A 21236-nucleotide genomic window follows, 5' to 3' on the forward strand; every position below is an offset into this window, starting at 1 on the left:
ACGCTATCCATGCGCCACCTTCTCGCGCGGGTGGAACACCCCCATCAGCGCGTCGTGGATTTTGCGCTGGCGCGGCTTGGCCATGATCTTCTGGCCGGTCAGGTCGGTGACGTAGAAGACGTCGACGGCCTTTTCGCCATAGGTGCCGATATGGGCCGAACCGATGGTAAGGTTGAGGTCGGAAATCTCGTGGGTCAGCGAATGGAGCAGCCCCATGCGGTCGAGGCCGGAAACCTCGATGACGGTGAACTTTTCCGACAGCGCGTTGCTGACCGAAACCTGCGCCGGCAGGGCGAAGGGCTTGAGGCGCTTGTTGTGGCGCGATTCCTTGCCCAGATCGATCAGGATCTGCCGCTTGCCCTGGAGCAGTTGCTTGACCGTATCGATGATGCGGGTGGCACGGACCTTCTCGTCCTCGTCGGAGGTGAAGGAGCGGCGCAGCCGGAAGGTATCGATGGCGTGGCCGTCGCGGGTCGAGAAGATTTGAGCGCCTATGATGGACGCATCCTGCATGGTGCAGGCTCCGGCGATCAGCGACAGCAGGCGCGGGTGGTCGGGCGTGTAGAACGAAACCTCGGTGATACCCTCGAAGGCCTTGATGCGGATCGAGCCGGCGAAGCCGTCACCGGCCATGTCGGCCTGGCGGATCATGCGGGCGTGTTCGAGCTGCAGTTCGGGCTCGGCCCGCAGCCAGTAATGGTCGTAGTGGCGCGCCACATAGGCGTCGACATCGGCTGAAGGCCAGGCCTCGAGCGACTGGGCAAGCTGATGGCGGGCGTGATTGATGCGGTCGGACTGGGTGACCTGCGAGTGGCCACCCGACAGCAGCGGCTCGGTGGCGTAGTAGAGGGCGCGCAAGAGGCTCCCCTTCCAGCCGGTCCAGACGCCCGGGCCAACCGCGCGGATATCGCAGGCGGTCAGGATCATCAGCAGCGCCAGGCGCTGGGGCGATTGCACCACATCGGCAAAGGCGCGGGCGGTCTCGGGGTCCTGGATGTCGCGGGCCTGGGCGATCTCGCTCATCAGCAGGTGATATTCGATGAGCCAGGAGACCGTGTCGGTTTCGGCGGGGGAGAGGCCAAAGCGCGGGCAGAGCTTGCGGGCGATGCGGGCGCCGGCAATGGAGTGGTCCTCGGGCCGGCCCTTGGCAATGTCATGCAGGAACAGCGCGACATAGAGCAGGCGGGTATCGTTGAGTTGCGGCAGCAACTCATGGGTCAGCGGCAACTGGTCCCGCAGACCGCCATTGGCAATATCGGCCATGACGCCGACCGAGCGGATCAGGTGCTCGTCCACCGTGTAGTGGTGGTACATGTTGAACTGCATCAGCGCGACGATCTTGCCGAAATCGGGCACGAAGCGCCCGAGCACGCCGCTTTCGTTCATCTGCCGCAGGATGCGCTCGACCGATTGCGGCGCCGTTAGGATGGTCAGGAAATAGTCGTTGGCTTGGGGATCGTGCCGCAGCCGATTGTCGATCAGGCGCAGCGAGCGGGCGATATGCTTGATGGCATCAGGGTGGAACAGCAGTTCCTCACGCCCGGCGACCAGGAACATCTTGATCAGGTTGCGCGGTTCCTTTTCGAACACATCCGGGCTGGCGATGTTGAGCCGGCCGGTATCGAGCACGAAATCGGTTTCGCCCTTGATCCTGGATTTGCCCGAGCGGAACGGCGCCAGCACGCGGCCGACCAGGTCCATGTCCTTGGCATGGTTGAATTCGAGGCTGGCGCAGATGATGCGGGTGAGATCGCCCACATCCTTGGCGACGAGAAAGTAGCGCTTCATGAAGCGCTCGACGCCCAGCATGCCGATACGCTGGGCATAGCCCATGCGCTGCGCCAGTTCGGGCTGCACGTCGAAGGTCAGCTTTTCCTCGGCCCGGCCGGTGACGAAATGGAGGTGGCAGCGCACGGCCCAGAGGAAATCCTCGGCGCGGTAGAACAGCCGGTATTCGGCGGCAGACAGCACGCCCTTGCCGACCAGTTCGTGCGACGTCTTGACCTGGTAGAAGTATTTGCCGATCCAGAACAACGTGTTGAGGTCGCGCAACCCGCCCTTGCCGTCCTTGATGTTGGGTTCGACCACATAGCGGGTATTGCCCATCTGCTTGTGGCGCTCGTCGCGCTCGGCCATCTTGGCGGCGATGAATTCGGGGCCTGTCTTGGGCATGATCTCGGTCTCGAAACGCGAGACGAGGTTGTCGAACAGCGTGCGGTCGCCAGTGACGAAGCGGGCTTCGAGCGTGGCGGTGCGCACGGTCATGTCGGCGCGGGCCATGCGCAGGCATTCATCGACCGAGCGGACGGCGTGACCAACCTTCTGGCCGAGGTCCCAGAGCATGTAGAGGATATATTCGGTGACCTGCTCACCCCAGGGGGTCTGCTTGTAGGGCAGGATGAACAGCAGGTCGATGTCGGAACCCGGTGCCAGGGTGCCCCGCCCATAGCCGCCGACAGCGGAGAGCGCGATGGCTTCGGCGCCACTGGGATTGTCCACCGGATAGACGCGACGGGTCGCGAACATATGGAGGGCGGCGATGATCTCGTCCTGCGCCGCGCTCAGGTTCTGGGCGCAGCGCGTGCCCTTGCCGGTGGCGAGCAATTCAGCTTCGGCCTGCTGGCGTGCCTCGGCCAGGGTCTTGCGGATATGCGCCAACACGGCCGCGCGCGCCGTGGAGGATTTGGGCGCGTCCTCGCCGATCACCGCTTCGAGTTCACCGAAAATGGTTTCGGCGGACTTGAGCGTGAACAGCGATTTTCGCGGCTTTGCCTCAGCTTCGGCGAGCATCATCGCGGATTTTCTTCAACTCGTAGAGCAGGTCGATCGCTTGCTTGGGGGTCATTTCGTCCGGTCTGGCGGCGTCGAGCGCAATATGTACCGGGTCTTTCTCAACGGGGCGTGAAGCCGGTTGATGGGCGAAAAGTGGCAGATCGTCTAGCACGCTGGCTTTCTGGCTGGAAGAGGCGGTTCCGGCCGAACGCTGTTCGAGCACGGTCAAAACCTGGCGAGCGCGCGCCAGTACCGGTTCGGGCAGGCCAGCCAGCCGCGCCACCTGGATGCCATAGGAGCGGTCGGCAGCGCCCGGACCCACTTCATGCAGGAAGACCACCTCGCCCTCCCACTCGCGCACCTTCATGGTGACGTTGCTAACCCGGGTCAGGGTCTTGGCGAGGCTGGTGAGCTCGTGGAAATGGGTGGCGAACAGCGCCCGGCATCCGGTGGTGTCGTGCAGCGCCTCGACCGCCGCCCAGGCGATGGAGAGGCCATCGAACGTTGCCGTGCCGCGGCCGATCTCGTCGAGCACGACCAGGCTGCGGCGCGTGGCGCGATTGAGGATGGCCGAGGTCTCGACCATTTCGACCATGAAGGTGGAGCGGCCATGGGCGATGTCGTCGCTGGCCCCGACGCGGGAGAAGAGCCGGTCGACGACGCCGATATGGGCCGATGTGGCCGGCACGAAGCTGCCCATCTGCGCCAGGATGGCTATCAGCGCGTTCTGGCGGAGGAAGGTCGATTTGCCACCCATATTGGGACCGGTGACCAGCCAGAGCCGGCCGCCGCCAACGGCATCGTCGCCGCTGAGGTCGGCATCGTTGGCGACAAAGCTCTGGCCCTGGGCCATCACCATGTCTTCGACGACAGGGTGCCGCCCGCCTTCGATCCTGAAGGCAAGGGAATCGTCGATGTCGGGCCTGGTATAGCCGCGCGTTGCCGCCAAATGGGCCAGGGCCGAGGTGACGTCGAGTTCCGCCAGCGCATCGGCCAGTTCGCGCAGGGCGTCAGTACGGCTGAGGACGTCGTAGCGCAGGCTGGCAAAGGTCTTGAGCTCGATCTCGAGCGCCGCCTCATGCGCCCGGGCGATGCGGCCTTCCAGATCGGCCAGCTCCGTCGTGGTGAAGCGCATGGCATTGGCCATGGTCATGCGGTGGATGAAGGTCTGCCGGTGTGGCTCCTCGAGCAGCTTGGTGCCATGCCCCGCCGGCACTTCGACGAAATAGCCGAGCACGCCATTGTGCCGGATCTTGAGCGAGCGGACGTCGGTTTCCTCGATCAGCCGCGCCTGCAGGGCAGCAACCACGGCGCGGGTTTCGCTGGCCAGCGCCCTTTCGTCGTCCAGCGCCCGATCGTAGCCCTTGCGCACGAAGCCGCCGTCGCGGGCAAGCAGTGGGAGTTCGTCATCGAGCGCCAAGGCGAGCTCGGAGGCCAGCGGCAAGGGTGCCGCGGACAGGATACGCGCGATGCGCGCCAGCACATCGGGCACCTCTTCGCGCTGCTCTAAATGCCGGGCAAGGGCGGCGGCAGCACCTACGGCCTTGCCAATGGCGGCCAGGTCGCGCGGGCCGCCACGATCGAGCGCCAAGCGGGTCAGGGCGCGGGCCAGATCCGGCACGGCCTTGAGATCGGCGCGCAGCCTCGAGGTCAGCAGGGTGTCGTTGGCGAGATGGCCAACCGCGTCGAGGCGCTGGTTGATTGCCGGGGCATCGGCGAGGGGCGCAGCGAGGCGCGCCGAGAGCAGGCGGGAGCCGGATGCGGTGACCGTCAGGTCGATCACCTGACGCAGCGACCCCCTGGTCTGGCCGCGTTGGGTCTGGTGCAGTTCAAGGCTGGCGCGGGTGGCCTGGTCGATGGCCATGTGCCGGATGGCGCCATCGGCGACCGGGGCACGCAGGGCAACCCCAACGCCCTTCTGAGACTCACGGACATAGCCAAACACCGCGCCCAGGGCGGCACGGGCGGCACGGGAGAGCGCGGTCGGGTCGAAGGCCCCGCCGGGCAATGCGGCGCGCAGGCTTGATGTCGCCGCTTCGCTGTCGAAGCTCTCGGCTGGAGCAAGGTGGGCAATGGCGGCCCAGGCCGGCGGCAGCAGGCGGTGCTCGAGCAGGTGCGTGCGCGTCGGCTCGGTCAGCAGCAGTTCGGCCGGATCGATGCGGGCCAGTTCGTCCTGCAGCTGTTCGGCGGTGAGGTCGGCGGTAAAGGTTTCGCCGGTCGAGACATCGGCCCAAGCTAGCGCGAAATCGGTGTCGCCATGCCGGACCATCGCCAGCGCCGCCAGGAAATTGCTGGCGCGCGCATCGAGGTGATCATCCTCGGTCAGCGTGCCTGATGTGATGAGACGCACCACGTCGCGCTTCACCACTGATTTGGCGCCGCGCTTCTTGGCTTCCTTGGGGTCTTCGACCTGCTCGCAGATGGCGACGCGGTGCCCCTGGCGGATCAGCTTGTTGAGATAGTCGTTGGCAGCGTGGATGGGCACGCCGCACATGCCGATATCCTGTCCCAGATGCTTGCCGCGCTTGGTCAGCACGATGCCCAGGGCCGCGCTGGCGATCTCGGCATCCTCGAAGAACAGCTCGTAGAAGTCGCCCATGCGATAGAACAGCAGGTAGCCCGGATTGGCCGCCTTGATCTCGAAATACTGCGCCATCATCGGCGTCAGCTGAGGCTGGATCGGCGTCTGGTCCATGAGGCGGCTGGATCTCGTCGGGAAAGCCGCAAGTTTAGGGCGTTTGGCCGGCGATTCCAACCGCTGCGGACCACGATGCGGCGACATTCACAGATCGTCACCCTCGGGCTTGACCCGAGGGCTCTGTACCTAATGGATGCTCAGCAAGTGAAGGGCCCTCGGGTCAGGCCCGAGGGTGACGCGCGGTGGGTGGGATGGCCGTTGCGGAGCTACATGCCCCGGATCGTCGAAGCCGGCTCCACCACCTTGCGATAAAGGTGCCAGGTCGCGTGGCCCAAGATGGGAATGACCACGGCGAGGCCGACAAACAGCGGCAGCGAGGCCAGGAACAGACCGAGGCCGACGATGATGCCCCATGCCAACATGGGCGCCGGATTGGCCATCACCGCCCGAAACGACGTTTCGACGGCGACGAAGGCGCCCACGTCGCGATCGAGCAGCAGCGGGAAGGCGATGACCGTGCTGCACAGCGTCACCAGGGCGAACAGGGCGCCCAGCATCGTGCCCACGATCAGCAGCGTCATGCCGCCCGGTTCGTTGAAGACCTGGCTCAAGAGCCCGTCCAGGGTCTGGGGGGTGGACGAGCCGAAGAGGCTTTCATAAAGCGTCTGAGCGGCCGTGAGCCAGAGCGTGAACAGGGCCAGCAGCATCACCCCCAGCGCCGCAATCGACCCAATAGCGGGGGAACGCAGGACCTCGAAGGCATGCGACCAGGAGGTATCGAGCCCCTGTTCGCGCCGGCGCGAGATTTCATAGAGGCCCAGGGCGGCGAACGGCCCCACCAGCGCAAAGCCGCCCACCAGCGGATAGAGCAGGGGCCAGGTGTGATAGCCGTTCATCCATACCGTCAGCACGATGCCGACAATGGGATAGATCAGCACCAGCATGACGTAGTGACTGGGCTTCTCCCAGAAGTCGGCGGCGCCCTGGCGCAAGGCGTCAAACAGGTCCGACACGCGGATGGTGCGGATGATGGGCATATCGAGCTTGCTGCCGGCGCCCGCGATGACGTGAAAATTGGACATGGCCCTGGGTCTCCGTTGCAGGAGGTCCCGAAGTCCGAGCGAGCGCTGCCCCAGGCGTTCGGCGCGAATTTCGCGACCGTAACGGAGAGACCATAGCATGGATGCGGCGGATTGTCGCTAGGCGCGGTGGTGGTCGCCAACGCTGCGGGCAGCCGTCACCCTCGGGTCGAGTCCGAGGATGACGATCGCGTATGGAGTGGGCGAGCCCCTCAGATCTCGTAGCGATCCGTCTCGTGCCGCACTGGCCGGTAGACGAAATAATCGAAATCGGCCGGCAGGGCCGTGCCGTTGAGATCGCTGGCGGCCACGCCGACGAAGGCACCGGTGAAGCTGCCATGGGCCTGGTGTCCACCGCATTCGTCCGAGAGGATTGATGCGTCAAGCACCGGCCCGATCGGCTGGCGGTCCTGGCCCTCGAGCGCATAGAAGAACTGCAGCTTGGGTCCGCGGATTTCCAGCGCCAGCTTGACCTTGCCCTGGTTGGGAATGGTCACCGGGGCCGCCGGGAATTTGAGGTTGCCATCGGGCCAGCTGATTTCCGAGCTCATCAGCAACAGTTCGCGCTGGCCATCGGCATGGGCGGTGACGGTGAGGTAGAAGAAGTTGTAGCGGCTGTAATAGGCGGTGAGGCCGGCAAACTGGCGCTCGTCGGTGGGCGCGAAATCGATCACCGTCTCGGCGTCATAGGAGAAATGCGTCTGCCGCCGCGCCACCAGCGCCTGCTCGAACCACGAGCCGATCGATTCGCGGCCGAAGAGCCGCAGCTTGCCGCCATCGGTGGAAAAGATGCGTTCGGTTTCGGGCGTGCGCAGCCACTGGAAGTCGATGGGCAGGCCGCGTTCGAACGTATAGCGCTGCTCGGTCCAATAGGCGTTGTCATTGCGGCTGCCGGGCACCTCGACATGCAGCGAGGGCACCGGGCCGTTCTTGACATAGAGCCAGTCGTCGTCGCCCCAATAGGCTTCCTGGATCGAGGTTTCGCGGCCCAGCACGCAGCGACGCTCCTGCGTCGTCGGGCGACCGCCCAGATGCACCAGATAGGTCTTGCCGTCAGGCGTCTCGACCAGGTCGCCGTGACCGCCCCGCTGGATGGCGGCAAACGGCGCGTCCTTGGAGGTGAGGATGTGCTTGTCGGGATGGGTCTCATATTGCCCGTCGATGGTGCGCGAGCGGGCAAAGGTACAGGCATGGTCGTAGGCCGTGCCGCCTTCGGCGGTCAGCAGATAGTACCAGCCGTTCCGCTTATAGAGATGCGGGCCCTCGACGAGCTTGAGGTCGGTGCCCTGGTAGATATTGGTGCGCGGGCCGACCAGCTTGCCAGCGACGGGATCGAACTCCTGCAGCGCGATGCCGGCAAACAGCAGTGGCCGGCGGCGATGGTCCCACATCATGTTGACGAACCATTTGCGGCCGTCGTCATCGTGGAAAAGGCTGGGATCGAAGCCCGAGGAATTGACGTAGATCGGGTCGGACCACGGCCCCTCGATCTTGTCGGCCCAGACGATGTAGTTGTGCGCGTCCTTGAACGAGCCGTCCTTGCGCTTGACGTCGGTATAGACCAGCCAGAACTTTTCGCCGTCATGGCTGAGGCAGGGGGCCCAGACGCCGCAGCTGTCGGGGTCGCCACGCATGTCGAGCTGGCTCTTGCGGCTGAGCGGCCGGGTTATCAGGTCCCAGTTGGCGAGATCCTTGGAGTGGTGGATCTGCACGCCGGGGAACCATTCGAAGGTCGAGGTGGCGATGTAGTAATCCTCGCCGACCCGCAGGATCGAGGGATCCGGATTGAAGCCGGGCAGGATGGGATTGGTAATCTGGGGCATGGCAAAATCCTAAGGTGTCAGCGGCATGCGGTATTGCAGGAAACCGGATTCGCTGGCCAAACGGTCATAAAGCTGCATCGCGGCGTAGTTGGTTCGGTGGGTGGTCCAATAGACCCTGGCCGAGCCATGCGCCCTGGCATGGGCGGCAACATGCTCGATCAGTGCCCGGCCATGGCCCTGGCTGCGACCATCCGGAGCGACGAACAGGTCCTGCAGGTAGCAGGTGTCGGCTATCGCCCAGTTGGTGCGGTGATAGATCCAGTGGACCAATCCTACGGGCTGGCCGTCCCGCAGGGCCAGGGCACCCCAGGTCGGTTCATCGACGTCGAGCAGGCGCGACCAGGTCGAGACATAGACCTCGTCGGGCAACACGGTCTCGTAGAAGGCCAGGTATGCGCGCCATAAGTCGGCCCAAGCCTGCCTGTCGCCAGTGACAAGGGGTCTGATCGCTGGGGGCATCAGGGGATTCCCCAGAGATGATCAGGCTGCACCGTTGACCTCGATGACATTGCGGTCGGGATCCATCAGGTAGAGCTGGGGGAAGCCCGCCATGCCCTGTCGCTTCAGAATCATACGCTTGGGGTCGTCCTGTGCCGCATCGGCGCGGAAGCCCATGGCTTCGGCCCTCGCCACGAAGGCCTCAAAGTCATCGGTGCGAAAAGCAAAGTGGATGTCGTCATTATCCACCGGCCCCTGGCGGAAATTGCCGGCGGCATAGACCGTCAGGTGCACCTGGAGGGATCCCACCCCGAGCCAAAGGCCCGGGATGGTGAAGGGCGGACGCTCGATCGGCGCCAGACCGAACAGGTCCTGGTAGAAGCGCGCCGAACGATCGAGATCGGTGACGATGACGGCGACGTGGTGGAGTGCAACCGTCACCATGGCGATCACACGAACCGGTTGACCAGGTTTTCGAGATATTCCTGGCGGCCCGAACGCGGCTGCGGATTGATGCCATCGGCCGCGACCTTGTCGGCGATCTGAGCCAGGCTCAGCTTGCCGCCGAGAATGTCCTTGCCCAGGCCGGAATGCCAGCCGGCATAGCGATCGTCGAGCAGCTTGTCGAACTCGCCATCCTCAATGAGCGCGGCAGCGCCTTTGAGGCCGCGGGCCAGCGTGTCGAGCCCCAGGACGTGGCCATGCAGCAGGTCGGCTGCATCGAGCGACTGCCGGCGCACCTTGGCGTCGAAGTTGAAGCCGCCATTGCCCAGGCCGCCCTGCTTGAGGATGTAGTAGAAGGCCAGCGCCATTTCCCCGGCATTGTTGGGGAAGTGGTCGGTATCCCAGCCGGACTGCAGGTCATTGCGGTTGGCGTCGACCGAGCCGAGCATGCCCAGCGAGGAGGCGACGGCCAGTTCGTGCTCGAAGGAGTGACCGGCGAGGAAGGCATGGCCCACCTCGATGTTGCACTTCACCTTCTTTTCAAGGCCGTATTTCTGCAGGAAGCCATAAACGGTCGCGACGTCGAAGTCGTACTGGTGCTTGCTGGGCTCCTGCGGCTTGGGCTCGATCAGGATCTGGCCCTTGAAGCCGATCTTTTCGGCATGCTCGATGACCAGCGTCAGGAAGCGGGCCATCTGGTCCTGTTCCTGGCCGATCTTGGTGTTGAGCAGGGTTTCGTAGCCTTCGCGGCCGCCCCAGAGCACGTAGTTGGCGCCGCCCAGTTCATTGGTCAGCTCCAGCACGGCCTTCACCTGCCCGGCGGCATAGGCAAAGATTTCCGGATCGGGATTGGTGGCGGCGCCGGCCATGTAACGGCGGTTGGAGAACAGGTTGGCCGTGCCCCAGAGCAGCTTCTTGCCGCTCTGCTGCATCTTCTGGCCGATGAGATCGCCGATGATGCGCAGGTTCTTGTTGCTTTCGGCCAGCGTCGCGCCTTCGGGCGCCACGTCAACGTCGTGGAAGGCGAAGAAGGGCACGTCGATCAGGTCGAAGAATTCGAAGGCCACTTCGGTCTTGAGCTTGGCGCCCTCGATGCCCTTGTCGAACCAGGGACGGTCGAAGGTGCGCCCGCCAAAGGGGTCGCCGCCTTCCTGGGCAAAGGTGTGCCAATAGGCGATGGCCGGGCGGATATGGTCTTCCATCCGCTTGCCCAGGACGATTTCGTCTTTGTTGTAGTGCCGATAGGCCAGAGCGTTCTTGCTCTGCGGACCCTCAAACTTGACCTTGCTCAGGCCCTTGAAAAAATCACTCACGAACGTGCCTCCTCGATGGCGGGGTAGAGCGCGCGATAGCGCGCATATTGGTCGGAATAGGCGGCCGACAGGCTCCTGTCGGGCGCGATGACGGTTTTGATGGGCGGCATGGTCATGACCGTCTGGGGCGAAGCGCCCTCGGCGGCACACAGGCCCAGCCGGGCGGCGCCAAGCGCACCGCCGAAATCGCCGTCCTCCGGAAGGGCGATTTCCATGTCGAGATTGGTGGCGATCAGCTTGAGCCACAGGGCAGACTTGGACCCGCCGCCGACGGCCAGCAGCCGGTCGATTTTGGTGCCGGCATCGCTGAGCACGCGCTGGCTGTCGCGGAAGGCGAAGGTGACGCCCTCCATGACGGCCTGGGCCAGCTTGGCGGTGTCGGTGGAGTGGGAGAGGCCGACGAAGGATCCACGGGCGCCGGCATTGTTGTGCGGTGTGCGCTCGCCGGAGAGATAGGGCAGGAAGATTTCCTCGCCCGGCCCGGTGAACTGCGCCTCGGCGACGCCCGAGAGCTCGGCCTGCTTCTGGCCGGTGATCCTGCTCAGCCAGTTGAGCGAATCGGTGGCCGAAAGGATCACGCCCATCTGGTGCCAGGTATCGGGGATGGCATGGCAGAAGGCATGCACCGCGCCCTCGGTATTGGGGCTGAAGCGCTCGTTGGAGACAAAGAGCACGCCCGAGGTACCGAGCGAGACGAAGCCTTCGCCCGGACGGATCGCGCCGATGCCGGCGGCGGAAGCGGCATTGTCGCCGGCACCACCGGCCACCACGACATTGGCATCCATGCCCCAGCGCTGCGCCAGCTCGCGCCTGAGCGAGCCCGATGGCGCCGAGCCCTCGACGAGGCGCGGCATATGCGAGCGGTTGAGGCCGGTGACGGCCAGCAGTTCGTCCGACCAGTCGCGCTTGGCGACATCGAGCCAGAGGGTGCCGGCAGCGTCGGACATGTCCTCGACATAGTCGCCGGTCAGCAGCAGGCGCACATAGGCCTTGGGCAGCAGGACCTTCTCGATCTTGTCGAAGATGACGGGCTCATGCTTGCACACCCAGGCGATCTTGGGAGCGGTAAAGCCGGGCATGGCAATATTGCCGGCCAGCTGGCGCAGATTGGGGAGCGCGGCTTCCATTTCCTTGCATTCGGCGGCCGAACGGCCGTCGTTCCACAGAATAGCCGGGCGCAAAACCTCGTCATTCTTCCCCAGCAAGGTCGCGCCGTGCATATGGCCGGAAAGGCCGATGCCGCGCACCGAAGCCAGTTCGGATGGGTGCGATGCCCTAAGCTTGTCGACAGCAGCCAGGGTTGCAGTCCACCAGTCGGAGGGGTTCTGCTCGGACCAGCCGGGATGGGGCCGGACCGGCTCGACGGCGGCGGCCGAGGCTTCGCCCAAGGCGCGGCCACGCTCGTCGATCAGCAACGCCTTGACGCCGGACGTGCCGATATCAATGCCCAGATAAGTCATGAGGCACGTACCTCATGAGCGAAAAACAACAACATCTGAACGTCCTCCCAGCCCGGTTTGGGGCCCGCCGGTTTAGTGATTGGTCGGCTTCTTAGCGCAGATTGTCGCGCAGGAAAATCCCGATTTCAATGGGGTCGGTGGTAACGCTGCCATTGCTCCCCAGCGCCAGGCTGCGCGCCGCCGCGATCGCCTCGCGGATTTCGCCATCGGGATTTTGGTCCAGCACCACATCGATGGCGCCCGATTTCAGCCCGCGACGGGTCGAATCGGTCAGTTCATGGGCGATGACCCGGATGGCGCCAGCGCGCCGTGAACCCTCGAGCGCCACCACGAGACCGGCATTGCCGGCGCCCAGATTGTAGAGCCCGGCGAGATCGCCATGCCGCGCCAGCAGATCGGCGACGATGGCTTCAGTCTCGCTGCGCTCATCGTGGCCCTCGATGGGGCCGATGATTTCGACAGCGGGAAAATCGGCTTCAAGGGTGGTGCGAAATCCGGCCAGGCGGTCGGAATGGTCACGCAGGTGCAGGGAGCCGGCAATGACGGCCACCTTGCCGCCCTGGGGCAGGAAGCGCCCCATCAGCGAAGCGGCGGTGCGGCCGGCGGCGACATTGTCGATGCCGATGAAGTGGCGGCGCAGCGTACCCGGCAGGTCCGAGACCAGGGTCATGATCGCAATGCCGCGGCGCGTGGCGCTGTCGACCGCGGCCTGTACCGAGGGCTCCTGGCTGGCCACGATGATGGCGCAGTCGCATTGGCGGGCGTCGAGGGCATCCAGGCTCTCGGCCAGCGCATCGGCATCGAGCGCGCGGATGCGGCGCGTCTCGATATGCATGCGATCGGCCAGGGCCGGGCCACTGCGACGCTCGATGGCGTCGGCGAGGCTGGCCATGAATTCGTTGGTGCCACCCGGGATGACGAAGACGAGCCGCAGGTCGCGGGCCCGCGCCAGCAGCGATGCGCCCAGATCGCGCTGGAAACCGATCTCGGCAATGGCGGCCTCGACCCTTTCGGCCGTGGCGGCGCGCACGCCCGGGCGGCCGTTGAGCACGCGATCGACCGTGGCCAGCGACACGCCGGCGGCCCGCGCCACATCATGCACCGTGGCCCGGCGTCTCAGACCGATTTCGTTCACACTGTCTCCCCGCGCGTTTGCGCAGAGCTTTGGCAGGCCCCGCCGAAAGGTCAAGTGCATCGTTGCGGGCAGGCGACGAAGCAGGCTACACGTTCCCCGCAAGATTACGGGGGCGAGCATGGCCATTGCAGTTTCGACGTTCGGGACCTTTGGAGACAAGCGGGTCGATCAGTTCCGGCTGGTCAGCGACACCGGGGTCACGGTCGATCTGATTTCCTATGGCGTGGCGGTGCGCGACTGGCGCGTGCCGGTGGCCGGCGGCGAGCGCTCGGTGGTGCTGGGCTTTGACACATTCGAACCCTATCCGCTGCACAGCCCGCATTTCGGGTCGCTGGCCGGGCGCGTGGCGAACCGCATCAAGGGCGCTTCGTTCGACCTCAATGGCAAGACCTACAAGCTATCAGCCAATGCAGGCGACCTGCAGCTGCATGGCGGTGACGAGGGCCTGGGCCGCCAGGTCTGGGATGGACAGGTTGACGAGGCCAACAATGCGGTGCGCTTCACCCACTTCTCGCCCGACGGCGCCATGGGCTATCCCGGCAATGTCAACTTCGCCGCGACCTATACGCTGCGCGGCAATCGCCTGCGGCTGGAATTGACCGCCACGACCGACCAGCCAACCCCGATCAGCCTGGTGCAGCATCAGTATTTCAACCTGGGCACCACGGATGACGTCCTGGACCACACGATCCAGGTCAATTCCTCCGCCTATACCGAGCTCGGCGCCGACCTGGCGCCGACCGGCGCCATCCTGCCCTCGGCGGGCACGATCTACGACCTGCGTCAGCCGCGGACGATGCGGGACGCTGCCGGGCAGCCGGTCGACTACGACATCGGCGTGGCGCTCGATACCGGCCGCAGCCATGCCGACCCGATCGCCACGGTGGCCGGGCCCGACAGGGCGCTGACGCTCAAGCTCTGGAGCGACCGGCCGGGCGTCCAGGTCTATAATGGCGTCTGGACCGACATTCCGGTGCCCGGTCTCAACGGCAAGAGCTACAAGAAGCATGCCGGCTTCTGCCTGGAAGACCAGGCCTTTGCCGATGCGGTGCACAATCCGCATTTCCCCAACGTGATCCATTCCCCCGAGCGGCCCTACAGCCACTGGTGTGAATTCGAGATCGCCTGAAGCCAGCCTCCTGACGCGACCTGTCAGGGCATTGGCGCATTGTCTTTCCAATGCACATTGGAGAGACCCATGGCCACGCCCTTTACCATTGCGGTTCCCGAGGCCGATGTCGCCGACCTCAAGGCCCGCCTGACCGCCACCCGCTTCCCCAAGACGCTTGAGGGGGTGGGGTGGGACTATGGCACCGAAGGCGCCTTCCTGCGCCGTTTCGTCGACTACTGGGCCAACCAGTATGACTGGCGTGCCGCCGAGGCGCAGCTCAATGGCTTTGCCCAGTTCACCGAGGTGGTGGACGGCGAGACGATCCATTTCGTGCATGTGCGCGGCGAGGGTCAGACCAATGTGCCGATCCTGCTGACCAATGGCTGGCCGTCCAACTTCGTCGAATTGCTGCCGCTGGTGCCGCTGCTGACCAGGGCGGTGGATGGGGTGGCCTTCGATGTCGTCATCCCCTCGCTGCCCGGCTATGGCTTCTCGAGCCAGCCGACCCGGCCCGGCATGCATCTGAGTGCCGTGGCACCGCTCTGGGCGAAGCTGATGACGCGGCTGGGCTACGAGCGGTTCATGATCTCGGGCTCCGATATGGGCGCCGGGATCGAGATGGGCCTGGTGCGGGATTTCCCCGAGCGGGTGATCGGCGCCCATTATGTCGGTGTCTACTATGGCTTCCCGCGGCCGGACGATCCAACTCCCGAGGAAGAGGCCTATTTCAAGATCGTGGACCAATGGGGGTTCACCGAAGGCGCCTATGCCATGATCCAGGGCACCAAGCCGGCGACGCTGGCGGTCGGGCTCAACGATTCCCCGGCGGGGCTGGCCAGCTGGATCCTCGAGAAATACTGGAAGTGGGGCGATACGGGCGGTGACATCCTGCATGCCTTCGAGCTGGAGGATCTGGCGACGATCCTGTCGGTCTATTGGTTTACCCAGACCATCGGCTCCTCGGTACGGCTCTACAAGGAAGCCTTTGCCGACCCTGACCTCATCCGCAAGCCGTCACGCCATGCCGTCCCGCACGCCGTCCTGCTACCGCCGAATGACAATCCAGCGCCGCGCGCCTGGGGGGAGCGCAATCTGTGGAATATCGTGCGCTGGACCGAACCTCGCGAAGGCGGGCATTTCCCGGCGCTCGAAATCCCCGAGGCGATGGCGCATGACATCCGGGCTTTCCATGGCCAGATTTCGTGACACTCGCCTATCCGAGCCGCCCCATTGAGGGGCACGAAGGCCATCTTCCGGTGCTTGGCTCGGCTTGCAGAATCTGGCATCAAGTGCTCCCGCGGGAGAACAAAGCATGGACAAGACCGAGCGTCTCTTTGCCGTCATGGACGCACTGCGCCGCCATCGCCGGCCCGTCACGGCAGCAGCCATGGCCGAAGAGCAGGGCGTCTCGGTGCGCACCATGTATCGCGACGTGCAAACCCTTATCGGGCTGGGCGCGCCTATCGATGGTGAAGCCGGGGTCGGCTACATGCTTAAGCCAGGCTTCTTCATGCCGCCCCTGATGTTCACGCCCGAGGAACTCGAGGCCCTGGTGCTGGGTGCCCGCTGGGTGGGGGCGCAGCCCGATGACGGACTGGGTGCGGCTGCACGGAACGCGCTGGCCAAGATTGCCACGGCCTCGCCCGAAGACCTGCGTGACCGCATCAACGACACCGGGCTCTGGCCGGTGGCGGTGTGGAGCGCCGATTCTCGCCGGCCCATGCCCATACTGGGCCAGGTGCGCCAGGCCATGCGTACGGAAAAGGCCCTGCGGATCGCCTACGAGGACGAAGGCGGCAACCCGTCCGAACGCGTTATCTGGCCGGTCCAGCTGGCTTATTACGAGGGCAAGCAGGTGATCGCCGCCTGGTGCTGCCTGCGCGCGGCTTTCCGCAATTTCCGCACCGATCGCATCGTTGAACTCGAAGTGACCGAGGAGCGCTACGGCAAGCGCCGCGCAGTGCTTGAACGTGAGTGGCGCGACAGCTGGCAGCAGGATCCGCGCTGGCAGGGCGGCGACCAGGCCCAGGCCTGATCCTACCAGCCCAATTGTCCGGCGAAGGCAGCCAGCCAGCCAAATGCCAGGGCAGCCAGGCCCAGCGTATGCAGCAGGGCAATGCCCCAGGTGGTGGCGACGAAGCGCGGCTTGACCGTCTTGTGGCGATAGACTTCCTGCGCCGCCAGTCCACCGATGATACCGAAGCTGAGATCGACGACATGCAGGTTGGTTTCGCTGACGCGGTACTTGCCGGTCAGCGCATAGAGCTTGTCGAAGCGGTAGAGCAGGGCCGAGCCGGCGCCCATGCCAGCATAGAGCAGGCCAAGCCATTGCGGCGCGCGGTCGCTGGCGATGGCCCACAGGATCAGCAGCGTCATCAAGGTTGCCGCTGCGGTGCGCAAGCCGAGCTTGTAGCGCGAGACCCCGGGGGCGGGTTGCTTGATCTCGCGCAGGGTGGCCGGACGTGGCGCGGGCGTGGTGTCGGTTATGGTGACGGCCACCGCCGAGGGTCGTCCCTTGCGGCCCAGGGCCGTGTCGAAGGCGAGCCGGTCACCCAGATGCGGACGACCACCCGTGATATTGGAAATGTGGACGTAGTAATCCCGGCCCGTGTCGTCGCGCACGAAGCCGTAGCCGCCCTTGTTGTTCCACTGGATCAGTTCGCCCGAGTGCCGCATCGTTCATCCGCTGACAGCGCACCATGACAAATATGAGGCGCCGGTTAACGGGGAATGACGGCGTGGCCAACGGGTGATTGATCGGCAATTGCCGATGGATTAGGCTCCATGGGTTGCCGAACAGATCATTGCTGCCGCCATGTCTGAATCTGCCAAGCGTTTTGTCCTCCGCCAACTGGAGCGCAGCGGCGTTGCGCTCAATGGCCCCGCTGCATGGGATCCGCAGGTGCATGATGAGCGCCTGTGGGCTCGTCTGTTGCGCGACGGAACACTGGGCCTGGGCGAGAGCTACATGGATGGCTGGTGGGACGCAGCCGGGCTTGACCAGTTCCTGTTTCGACTGGTGAGCAGCCATATCCAGGATGCCTTTCCCCGCGACCTTGCCGAGATGTGGAGCGTGGCGCGCGGGCGGCTGCTCAACCTGCAACGTCTGCGCGTTACCGAGGTGGGCGAGAAGCATTACGATATCGGCAACGATCTCTACGCCGCCATGCTGGACCAGCGGCTGATCTATCCCTGTGGCTACTGGAAGGATGCCCGGACGCTGGATGAGGCGCAAGAGGCCAAGCTCGACCTGGTCTGCCGCAAGCTTGGGCTCAAGCCCGGCATGCACGTTCTCGACATCGGCTCGGGCTGGGGCGGGTTCCTCAAATTCGCCGCCGAGCGCTACGGGATATCGGGCATTGGGGTCACCGTCAGCAAAGAGCAGGCGGCACTGGCCAATGAGCGCAATGCGGGGCTGCCGGTCGAAACGCGGCTGCTCGACTACCAGGCGCTCGAGGGACAGTTCGACCGCATCGTTTCGATCGGCATGTTCGAGCATGTCGGCTACAAGAATTATCGCAGCTATTTCGAGAAAGCGGCCAGCTTGCTGGCTCCAGGCGGGCTGTTCCTGCTGCACACGATCGGCGGCCACACCTCGACCACGCATGGCGATCCGTGGAGCGAAAAGTACATCTTCCCAAACGGCATGCTGCCCTCCATCGCCCAGATCGGCAGGGCCATCGAGGGGCTGTTCGTCATGGAGGACTGGCACAATTTCGGCGCCGATTACGACCGCACCCTGATGGCCTGGCGAGACAATTTCGATGCTGCCTGGCCGCGGTTGGCGGGCGAAAAGTACGACGAGCGGTTCAGGCGCATGTGGCGCTACTATCTCAGCAGCTTTGCCGCGCTGTTCCGCGCCCGCAATATCAGCCTCTGGCAAGTGGTGCTCTCACCCGAGGGCGTCGCTGGGGGCTATTCAAGCATCCGTTGAGGCGGATTCACGTGAAACACTTATCCACAGGCTTATGCACAGCGCACCTGGCTAGAACAGCAGCTTGCGCAGCGGCAGCTTGATCGCGCCGGGGAAACCGGCGGCCAGATCGCGCGGAAAGCGCGTCCGCAGCGGTTCGGGAAACACATGCCCTTCCGGCAGGGCATCGAGCGGGAACCAACCAGCCTCGGTGATGAATTCGCCTTCACCCGGGTTGGCTGACGTGTCGAGTTCGCCCGAGACGTAGTCGGCGAGGAACCAGAATTTGAGAATGCGCTGCGCTTCGTTCCAACCCTCGTCGATATAGGCAAGCCGGGTCGCCACGACGTGAATACCTGCTTCCTCCAAGGTCTCGCGTTCGGCGGCGCGGGCCAGTTCCTCAGTGCCCTCGACGCCCCCGCCCGGCGCCACCCAGAAATCGTGCAGGCCGGGCTGCTGGTGGCGAACGAGCAGAATCTTTCCATCGCGCACTACCAGCGCGCCACAGGAAATACGGTGGATCATGGTCAGGCCGCTCCGAGGTTGAGGCGGTAGCTTAGCGCCTCGGCGATGTGCGGGCGATCCACCTTGTCCACGCCGGCCAGATCGGCCAGGGTCCGCGCCACCTTGAGCACGCGGTGATAGGCGCGCGCCGAGAGGTTGAAGCGTTCGGCGGCCTGAAGCAGGAGGGTCTGGCTCTCCTTGTCGGGGTTGACCACCGCCTCGATCAAAGTCGCACTGGCGCCGGCATTGGTAAAGACGTCCGGCGCACCATGCTCGGCGAAGCGCTGGCGCTGCCGCGCCCGGGCGCGCGCTACCCGTTCCGCCACGGTAGCCGAGCTCTCCGCAGCGCTGGCGGGAGCAATCATGTCGGCGGCGGTTACCGCCGGCACGTCGATGCGGATGTCGATGCGGTCGAGGAAGGGCCCCGAGACCCGGCTCTGGTAGTCGTCGGCGCAGGCCTTGCCGCGGCGGCAGGTATGGCCGGGCGTGCCCGCCATGCCGCATTTGCAGGGATTCATCGCCGCGATCAGCTGCACCCGGCTGGGATAGCTGACGCGGGCATTGGCCCGGGCAATGACGGTTTCGCCCAATTCCAGCGGCTGGCGCAGGCTGTCGAGCACGCTGGGGGCAAATTCGGGCAGTTCGTCGAGAAACAGCACGCCGTTATGCGCCAGGCTCACCTCGCCCGGACGCACCCGCAGGCCGCCACCGACCAGGGCTGCCATGGACGCGGAGTGGTGTGGCGCGCGGAACGGCCGGCGGTCGGAAATCGCCCCGCCCGCCAGTTCGCCGGCAATGGACTGGATCATCGAGATATCGAGCAGTTCACGCGGATCGAGCGGCGGCAGGATGGAGGGCAGCCGCGCCGCGAGCATCGACTTGCCCGCGCCTGGCGGCCCCACCATCAGCATGTTGTGGCCGCCAGCCGCCGCCACTTCCAGGGCCCGCCGGGCCACCTGCTGGCCGCGCACATCGCCGAGGTCGGGCAGGGCGCCCTGTGGCAGATATTTGCGTGGCACGGGGCGGGCGGCCAGCTGATGGCCGGTCAGGTGATTGGCCAGCGCGAGCAGGCTCTCGGCTGCGACGATGTCGAGTCCATCTCCGGCCCAGGCGGCTTCAGGGCCCGAAGGTTCGGCGCAGATGAGGCCAAGGTCGCGCCCCTGGGCAGCAATGGCGGCAGGCAGGATGCCGCCGACATGGGCAAGGCGCCCGTCGAGCCCCAGCTCGCCCAGCGCCAGATAGCCATCGAGCGCATCCTGTGGAATGGCGCCGATAGCGGCCATGATGCCCAGCGCGATGGGCAGGTCGTAGTGGCTGCCCTCCTTGGGCAGGTCGGCCGGCGCCAGGTTGACCGTGATGCGCTTGGGCGGCAGGCCGAGACCGGATGCCACCAAGGCAGCGCGCACGCGCTCCCCGGATTCCTTGACAGCCTTGTCGGGTAGCCCGACCAGGATGAATTGCGCCATGCCCGGCGCGATCTGCACCTGAACATCAACAGGCACCGCCTCGATGCCCTGAAACGCCACTGTCGCTACGCGGGTAACCATCGCTCAAACGCCCCAATTGCGGGGCAATCTAGCAAAGCAGTTGCAGAGGAACAAGAACGTAAAGCGAACAAATTACGGCTCGTTAACCACGCCGCTTGCCACAAAGGTAAACCTAATCCGGCGTTAACCGCCGCATGTTGAATCAAAGGCTTAGTTTGTACTGCGTAGAGTTCTGCCCGATGATCGCCAGCTGGCCGCTTCCCTCGATGTCCGCTTTCGCCAAGGGCACCGTCGCAGCCATGCTGGCCGCTTTGCTGGTCGCCTGCTCGTCCGGCGGCGGGCTCTATGGCCCGATCCAGGGCGACAACCGTCCCCATTCCGGCGTCGACCGCGCGCGCAACATGCCCATCCAGGGCATCGACGTGGCGCGCTACCAGGAAAACATCGACTTCCGCCAGGCCTTCGCCTCGGGCATGCATTTCGTCTTCATGAAGGCGACCGAGGGCAAGGACTATCTCGATCCTAACTTCCGCACCAACTGGGTGCGGGCGCGGGATGCGGGCATGCCGCGCGGCGCCTATCACTTCATGACCTGGTGTTCGCTGGCCTCGGAACAGGCGGCCTGGTTCATCAGCCAGGTGCCCAACGATCCCGATGCGCTGCCGCCGGTGCTGGATCTGGAATGGAACAACCATTCGAGCTGCAAGACCAAGCCAAGCCGTGCCGATGCGCTCGAAAAGGTGCGCTACATGCTCGACGCCATGGAGCGCCATACCGGCAAGCTTCCCATCATCTATACCGACATGAACTTCCATCGCGACGTGCTCGAGGGCGAGTATTTCCCCAACGCCTTCTGGCTGCGCTCGACTGCCGCAGAACCGCGTGAGCGCTATGGCAACCGCACCTGGACGTTCTGGCAGTGGACGCAGACGGGTGTCGTGCGCGGCGTGCGTGGCGAGGTCGACCGCAACGCCTTCTATGGCGGCCAGAATGAGTGGATCCAGTTCCTGCTGACCGGCTGCGATCCGCGCGCCATCGCCTCGCTGGGGCCGAGCGGCCGCTGCCAATCGGCGAAATAGCCAATCGCCAAGCAAATCCGGGGACTTGTCACCGATTCGG

At 65.0% G+C, this 21236-nt stretch carries 17 protein-coding genes; 5 read left to right on the forward strand and 12 right to left on the reverse strand.

Going from position 1 to position 21236, the window contains the following annotated elements; genetic code table 11:
• Window positions 1–3 precede the first annotated feature (3 nt).
• The 9 genes from JI749_RS02515 to JI749_RS02555 form a co-directional block, all read right to left on the reverse strand.
• Window positions 4–2793 (reverse strand): [protein-PII] uridylyltransferase, encoded by a 2790-nt coding sequence (locus JI749_RS02515; RefSeq protein ID WP_233280839.1) that lies wholly within the window; start codon window positions 2791–2793, stop codon window positions 4–6.
• Window positions 2774–5467 (reverse strand): DNA mismatch repair protein MutS, encoded by a 2694-nt coding sequence (mutS, locus tag JI749_RS02520; RefSeq protein WP_233280840.1) that lies wholly within the window; start codon window positions 5465–5467, stop codon window positions 2774–2776. Before mutS ends, JI749_RS02515 begins: the two co-directional genes overlap by 20 nt.
• Window positions 5468–5676: 209 nt before the next feature.
• Window positions 5677–6492 (reverse strand): DUF2189 domain-containing protein, encoded by an 816-nt coding sequence (locus JI749_RS02525; RefSeq protein ID WP_201658482.1) that lies wholly within the window; start codon window positions 6490–6492, stop codon window positions 5677–5679.
• Window positions 6493–6701: 209 nt separating this feature from the next.
• Window positions 6702–8312 (reverse strand): glycoside hydrolase family 43 protein, encoded by a 1611-nt coding sequence (locus tag JI749_RS02530; protein WP_201658485.1) that lies wholly within the window; start codon window positions 8310–8312, stop codon window positions 6702–6704.
• A gap of 9 nt (window positions 8313–8321) precedes the next feature.
• Complete coding sequence (locus JI749_RS02535; protein WP_201658488.1) at window positions 8322–8771, reverse strand: GNAT family N-acetyltransferase; 450 nt, start codon at window positions 8769–8771, stop codon at window positions 8322–8324.
• Window positions 8772–8792: 21 nt separating this feature from the next.
• Entirely contained in the window at window positions 8793–9194 is a 402-nt protein-coding gene (locus tag JI749_RS02540; RefSeq protein ID WP_201658491.1) for a VOC family protein, read from the reverse strand.
• Window positions 9195–9199: 5 nt separating this feature from the next.
• Window positions 9200–10507 carry a xylose isomerase gene (xylA, locus tag JI749_RS02545; RefSeq protein ID WP_201658494.1) on the reverse strand — a complete coding sequence of 436 codons (1308 nt, stop codon included), beginning with the start codon at window positions 10505–10507 and terminating at the stop codon, window positions 9200–9202.
• Window positions 10504–11967, reverse strand: coding sequence for a xylulokinase (xylB, locus tag JI749_RS02550; protein ID WP_201658498.1), 1464 nt, complete (start codon window positions 11965–11967; stop codon window positions 10504–10506). Before xylB ends, xylA begins: the two co-directional genes overlap by 4 nt.
• Window positions 11968–12058: 91 nt before the next feature.
• Window positions 12059–13102, reverse strand: a complete 1044-nt coding sequence (locus JI749_RS02555) for a LacI family DNA-binding transcriptional regulator (protein ID WP_201658501.1) — start codon at window positions 13100–13102, stop codon at window positions 12059–12061.
• 118 nt (window positions 13103–13220) lie between these two features.
• On the opposite strand from JI749_RS02555, the gene JI749_RS02560 reads away from it, so the two are divergent.
• The 3 genes from JI749_RS02560 (at window position 13221) to JI749_RS02570 (ending at window position 16248) form a co-directional block, all read left to right on the forward strand.
• A complete protein-coding gene (locus tag JI749_RS02560; protein ID WP_201658504.1) occupies window positions 13221–14231 on the forward strand; it encodes an aldose epimerase family protein in 1011 nt (336 codons plus the stop codon).
• Window positions 14232–14300: 69 nt separating this feature from the next.
• Window positions 14301–15419, forward strand: a complete 1119-nt coding sequence (locus JI749_RS02565; protein ID WP_201658507.1) for an epoxide hydrolase family protein — start codon at window positions 14301–14303, stop codon at window positions 15417–15419.
• Window positions 15420–15525: 106 nt separating this feature from the next.
• Window positions 15526–16248, forward strand: a complete 723-nt coding sequence (locus JI749_RS02570) for a helix-turn-helix transcriptional regulator (RefSeq protein WP_201658510.1) — start codon at window positions 15526–15528, stop codon at window positions 16246–16248.
• Between the two features lie 2 nt (window positions 16249–16250).
• Here JI749_RS02570 and JI749_RS02575 read toward each other — a convergent pair whose 3' ends face one another.
• Complete coding sequence (locus JI749_RS02575; protein ID WP_201658512.1) at window positions 16251–16889, reverse strand: DUF1294 domain-containing protein; 639 nt, start codon at window positions 16887–16889, stop codon at window positions 16251–16253.
• A 139-nt stretch (window positions 16890–17028) separates the two neighbouring features.
• Here JI749_RS02575 and cfa point away from each other — a divergent pair, with 139 nt between their 5' ends.
• The gene (gene cfa / locus JI749_RS02580; RefSeq protein ID WP_201658515.1) at window positions 17029–18147 is read left to right on the forward strand and encodes a cyclopropane fatty acyl phospholipid synthase; all 1119 of its coding nucleotides are present in this window, start codon (window positions 17029–17031) and stop codon (window positions 18145–18147) included.
• A gap of 51 nt (window positions 18148–18198) precedes the next feature.
• Here cfa and JI749_RS02585 read toward each other — a convergent pair whose 3' ends face one another.
• On the reverse strand, window positions 18199–18651 hold the full coding sequence (locus tag JI749_RS02585; RefSeq protein WP_201658518.1) for an NUDIX domain-containing protein: 453 nt from the start codon (window positions 18649–18651) through the stop codon (window positions 18199–18201).
• A 2-nt stretch (window positions 18652–18653) separates the two neighbouring features.
• On the reverse strand, window positions 18654–20177 hold the full coding sequence (locus JI749_RS02590; RefSeq protein ID WP_201658521.1) for a YifB family Mg chelatase-like AAA ATPase: 1524 nt from the start codon (window positions 20175–20177) through the stop codon (window positions 18654–18656).
• Window positions 20178–20356: 179 nt separating this feature from the next.
• Here JI749_RS02590 and JI749_RS02595 point away from each other — a divergent pair, with 179 nt between their 5' ends.
• Entirely contained in the window at window positions 20357–21196 is an 840-nt protein-coding gene (locus JI749_RS02595; protein ID WP_233280841.1) for a glycoside hydrolase family 25 protein, read from the forward strand.
• The last annotated feature ends 40 nt before the right edge of the window (window positions 21197–21236 follow it).

It is taken from the genome of Devosia oryziradicis, from assembly GCF_016698645.1.
Taxonomy (GTDB): domain Bacteria; phylum Pseudomonadota; class Alphaproteobacteria; order Rhizobiales; family Devosiaceae; genus Devosia; species Devosia oryziradicis.

Bases quoted from the DNA above. Each gene is read 5' to 3' on its own strand.
- JI749_RS02530 (WP_201658485.1), bottom strand. From the start codon at position 8,312: ATGCCCCAGATTACCAATCCCATCCTGCCCGGCTTCAATCCGGATCCC.
- JI749_RS02595 (WP_233280841.1), top strand. From the start codon at position 20,357: ATGATCGCCAGCTGGCCGCTTCCCTCGATGTCCGCTTTCGCCAAGGGC.
- JI749_RS02590 (WP_201658521.1), bottom strand. From the start codon at position 20,177: ATGGTTACCCGCGTAGCGACAGTGGCGTTTCAGGGCATCGAGGCGGTG.
- JI749_RS02515 (WP_233280839.1), bottom strand. From the start codon at position 2,793: ATGATGCTCGCCGAAGCTGAGGCAAAGCCGCGAAAATCGCTGTTCACG.
- mutS (WP_233280840.1), bottom strand. From the start codon at position 5,467: ATGGACCAGACGCCGATCCAGCCTCAGCTGACGCCGATGATGGCGCAG.
- JI749_RS02585 (WP_201658518.1), bottom strand. From the start codon at position 18,651: ATGATCCACCGTATTTCCTGTGGCGCGCTGGTAGTGCGCGATGGAAAG.
- JI749_RS02540 (WP_201658491.1), bottom strand. From the start codon at position 9,194: ATGGTGACGGTTGCACTCCACCACGTCGCCGTCATCGTCACCGATCTC.
- JI749_RS02570 (WP_201658510.1), top strand. From the start codon at position 15,526: ATGGACAAGACCGAGCGTCTCTTTGCCGTCATGGACGCACTGCGCCGC.
- cfa (WP_201658515.1), top strand. From the start codon at position 17,029: ATGTCTGAATCTGCCAAGCGTTTTGTCCTCCGCCAACTGGAGCGCAGC.
- JI749_RS02525 (WP_201658482.1), bottom strand. From the start codon at position 6,492: ATGTCCAATTTTCACGTCATCGCGGGCGCCGGCAGCAAGCTCGATATG.
- JI749_RS02535 (WP_201658488.1), bottom strand. From the start codon at position 8,771: ATGCCCCCAGCGATCAGACCCCTTGTCACTGGCGACAGGCAGGCTTGG.
- xylB (WP_201658498.1), bottom strand. From the start codon at position 11,967: ATGACTTATCTGGGCATTGATATCGGCACGTCCGGCGTCAAGGCGTTG.
- JI749_RS02575 (WP_201658512.1), bottom strand. From the start codon at position 16,889: ATGCGGCACTCGGGCGAACTGATCCAGTGGAACAACAAGGGCGGCTAC.
- JI749_RS02565 (WP_201658507.1), top strand. From the start codon at position 14,301: ATGGCCACGCCCTTTACCATTGCGGTTCCCGAGGCCGATGTCGCCGAC.
- JI749_RS02560 (WP_201658504.1), top strand. From the start codon at position 13,221: ATGGCCATTGCAGTTTCGACGTTCGGGACCTTTGGAGACAAGCGGGTC.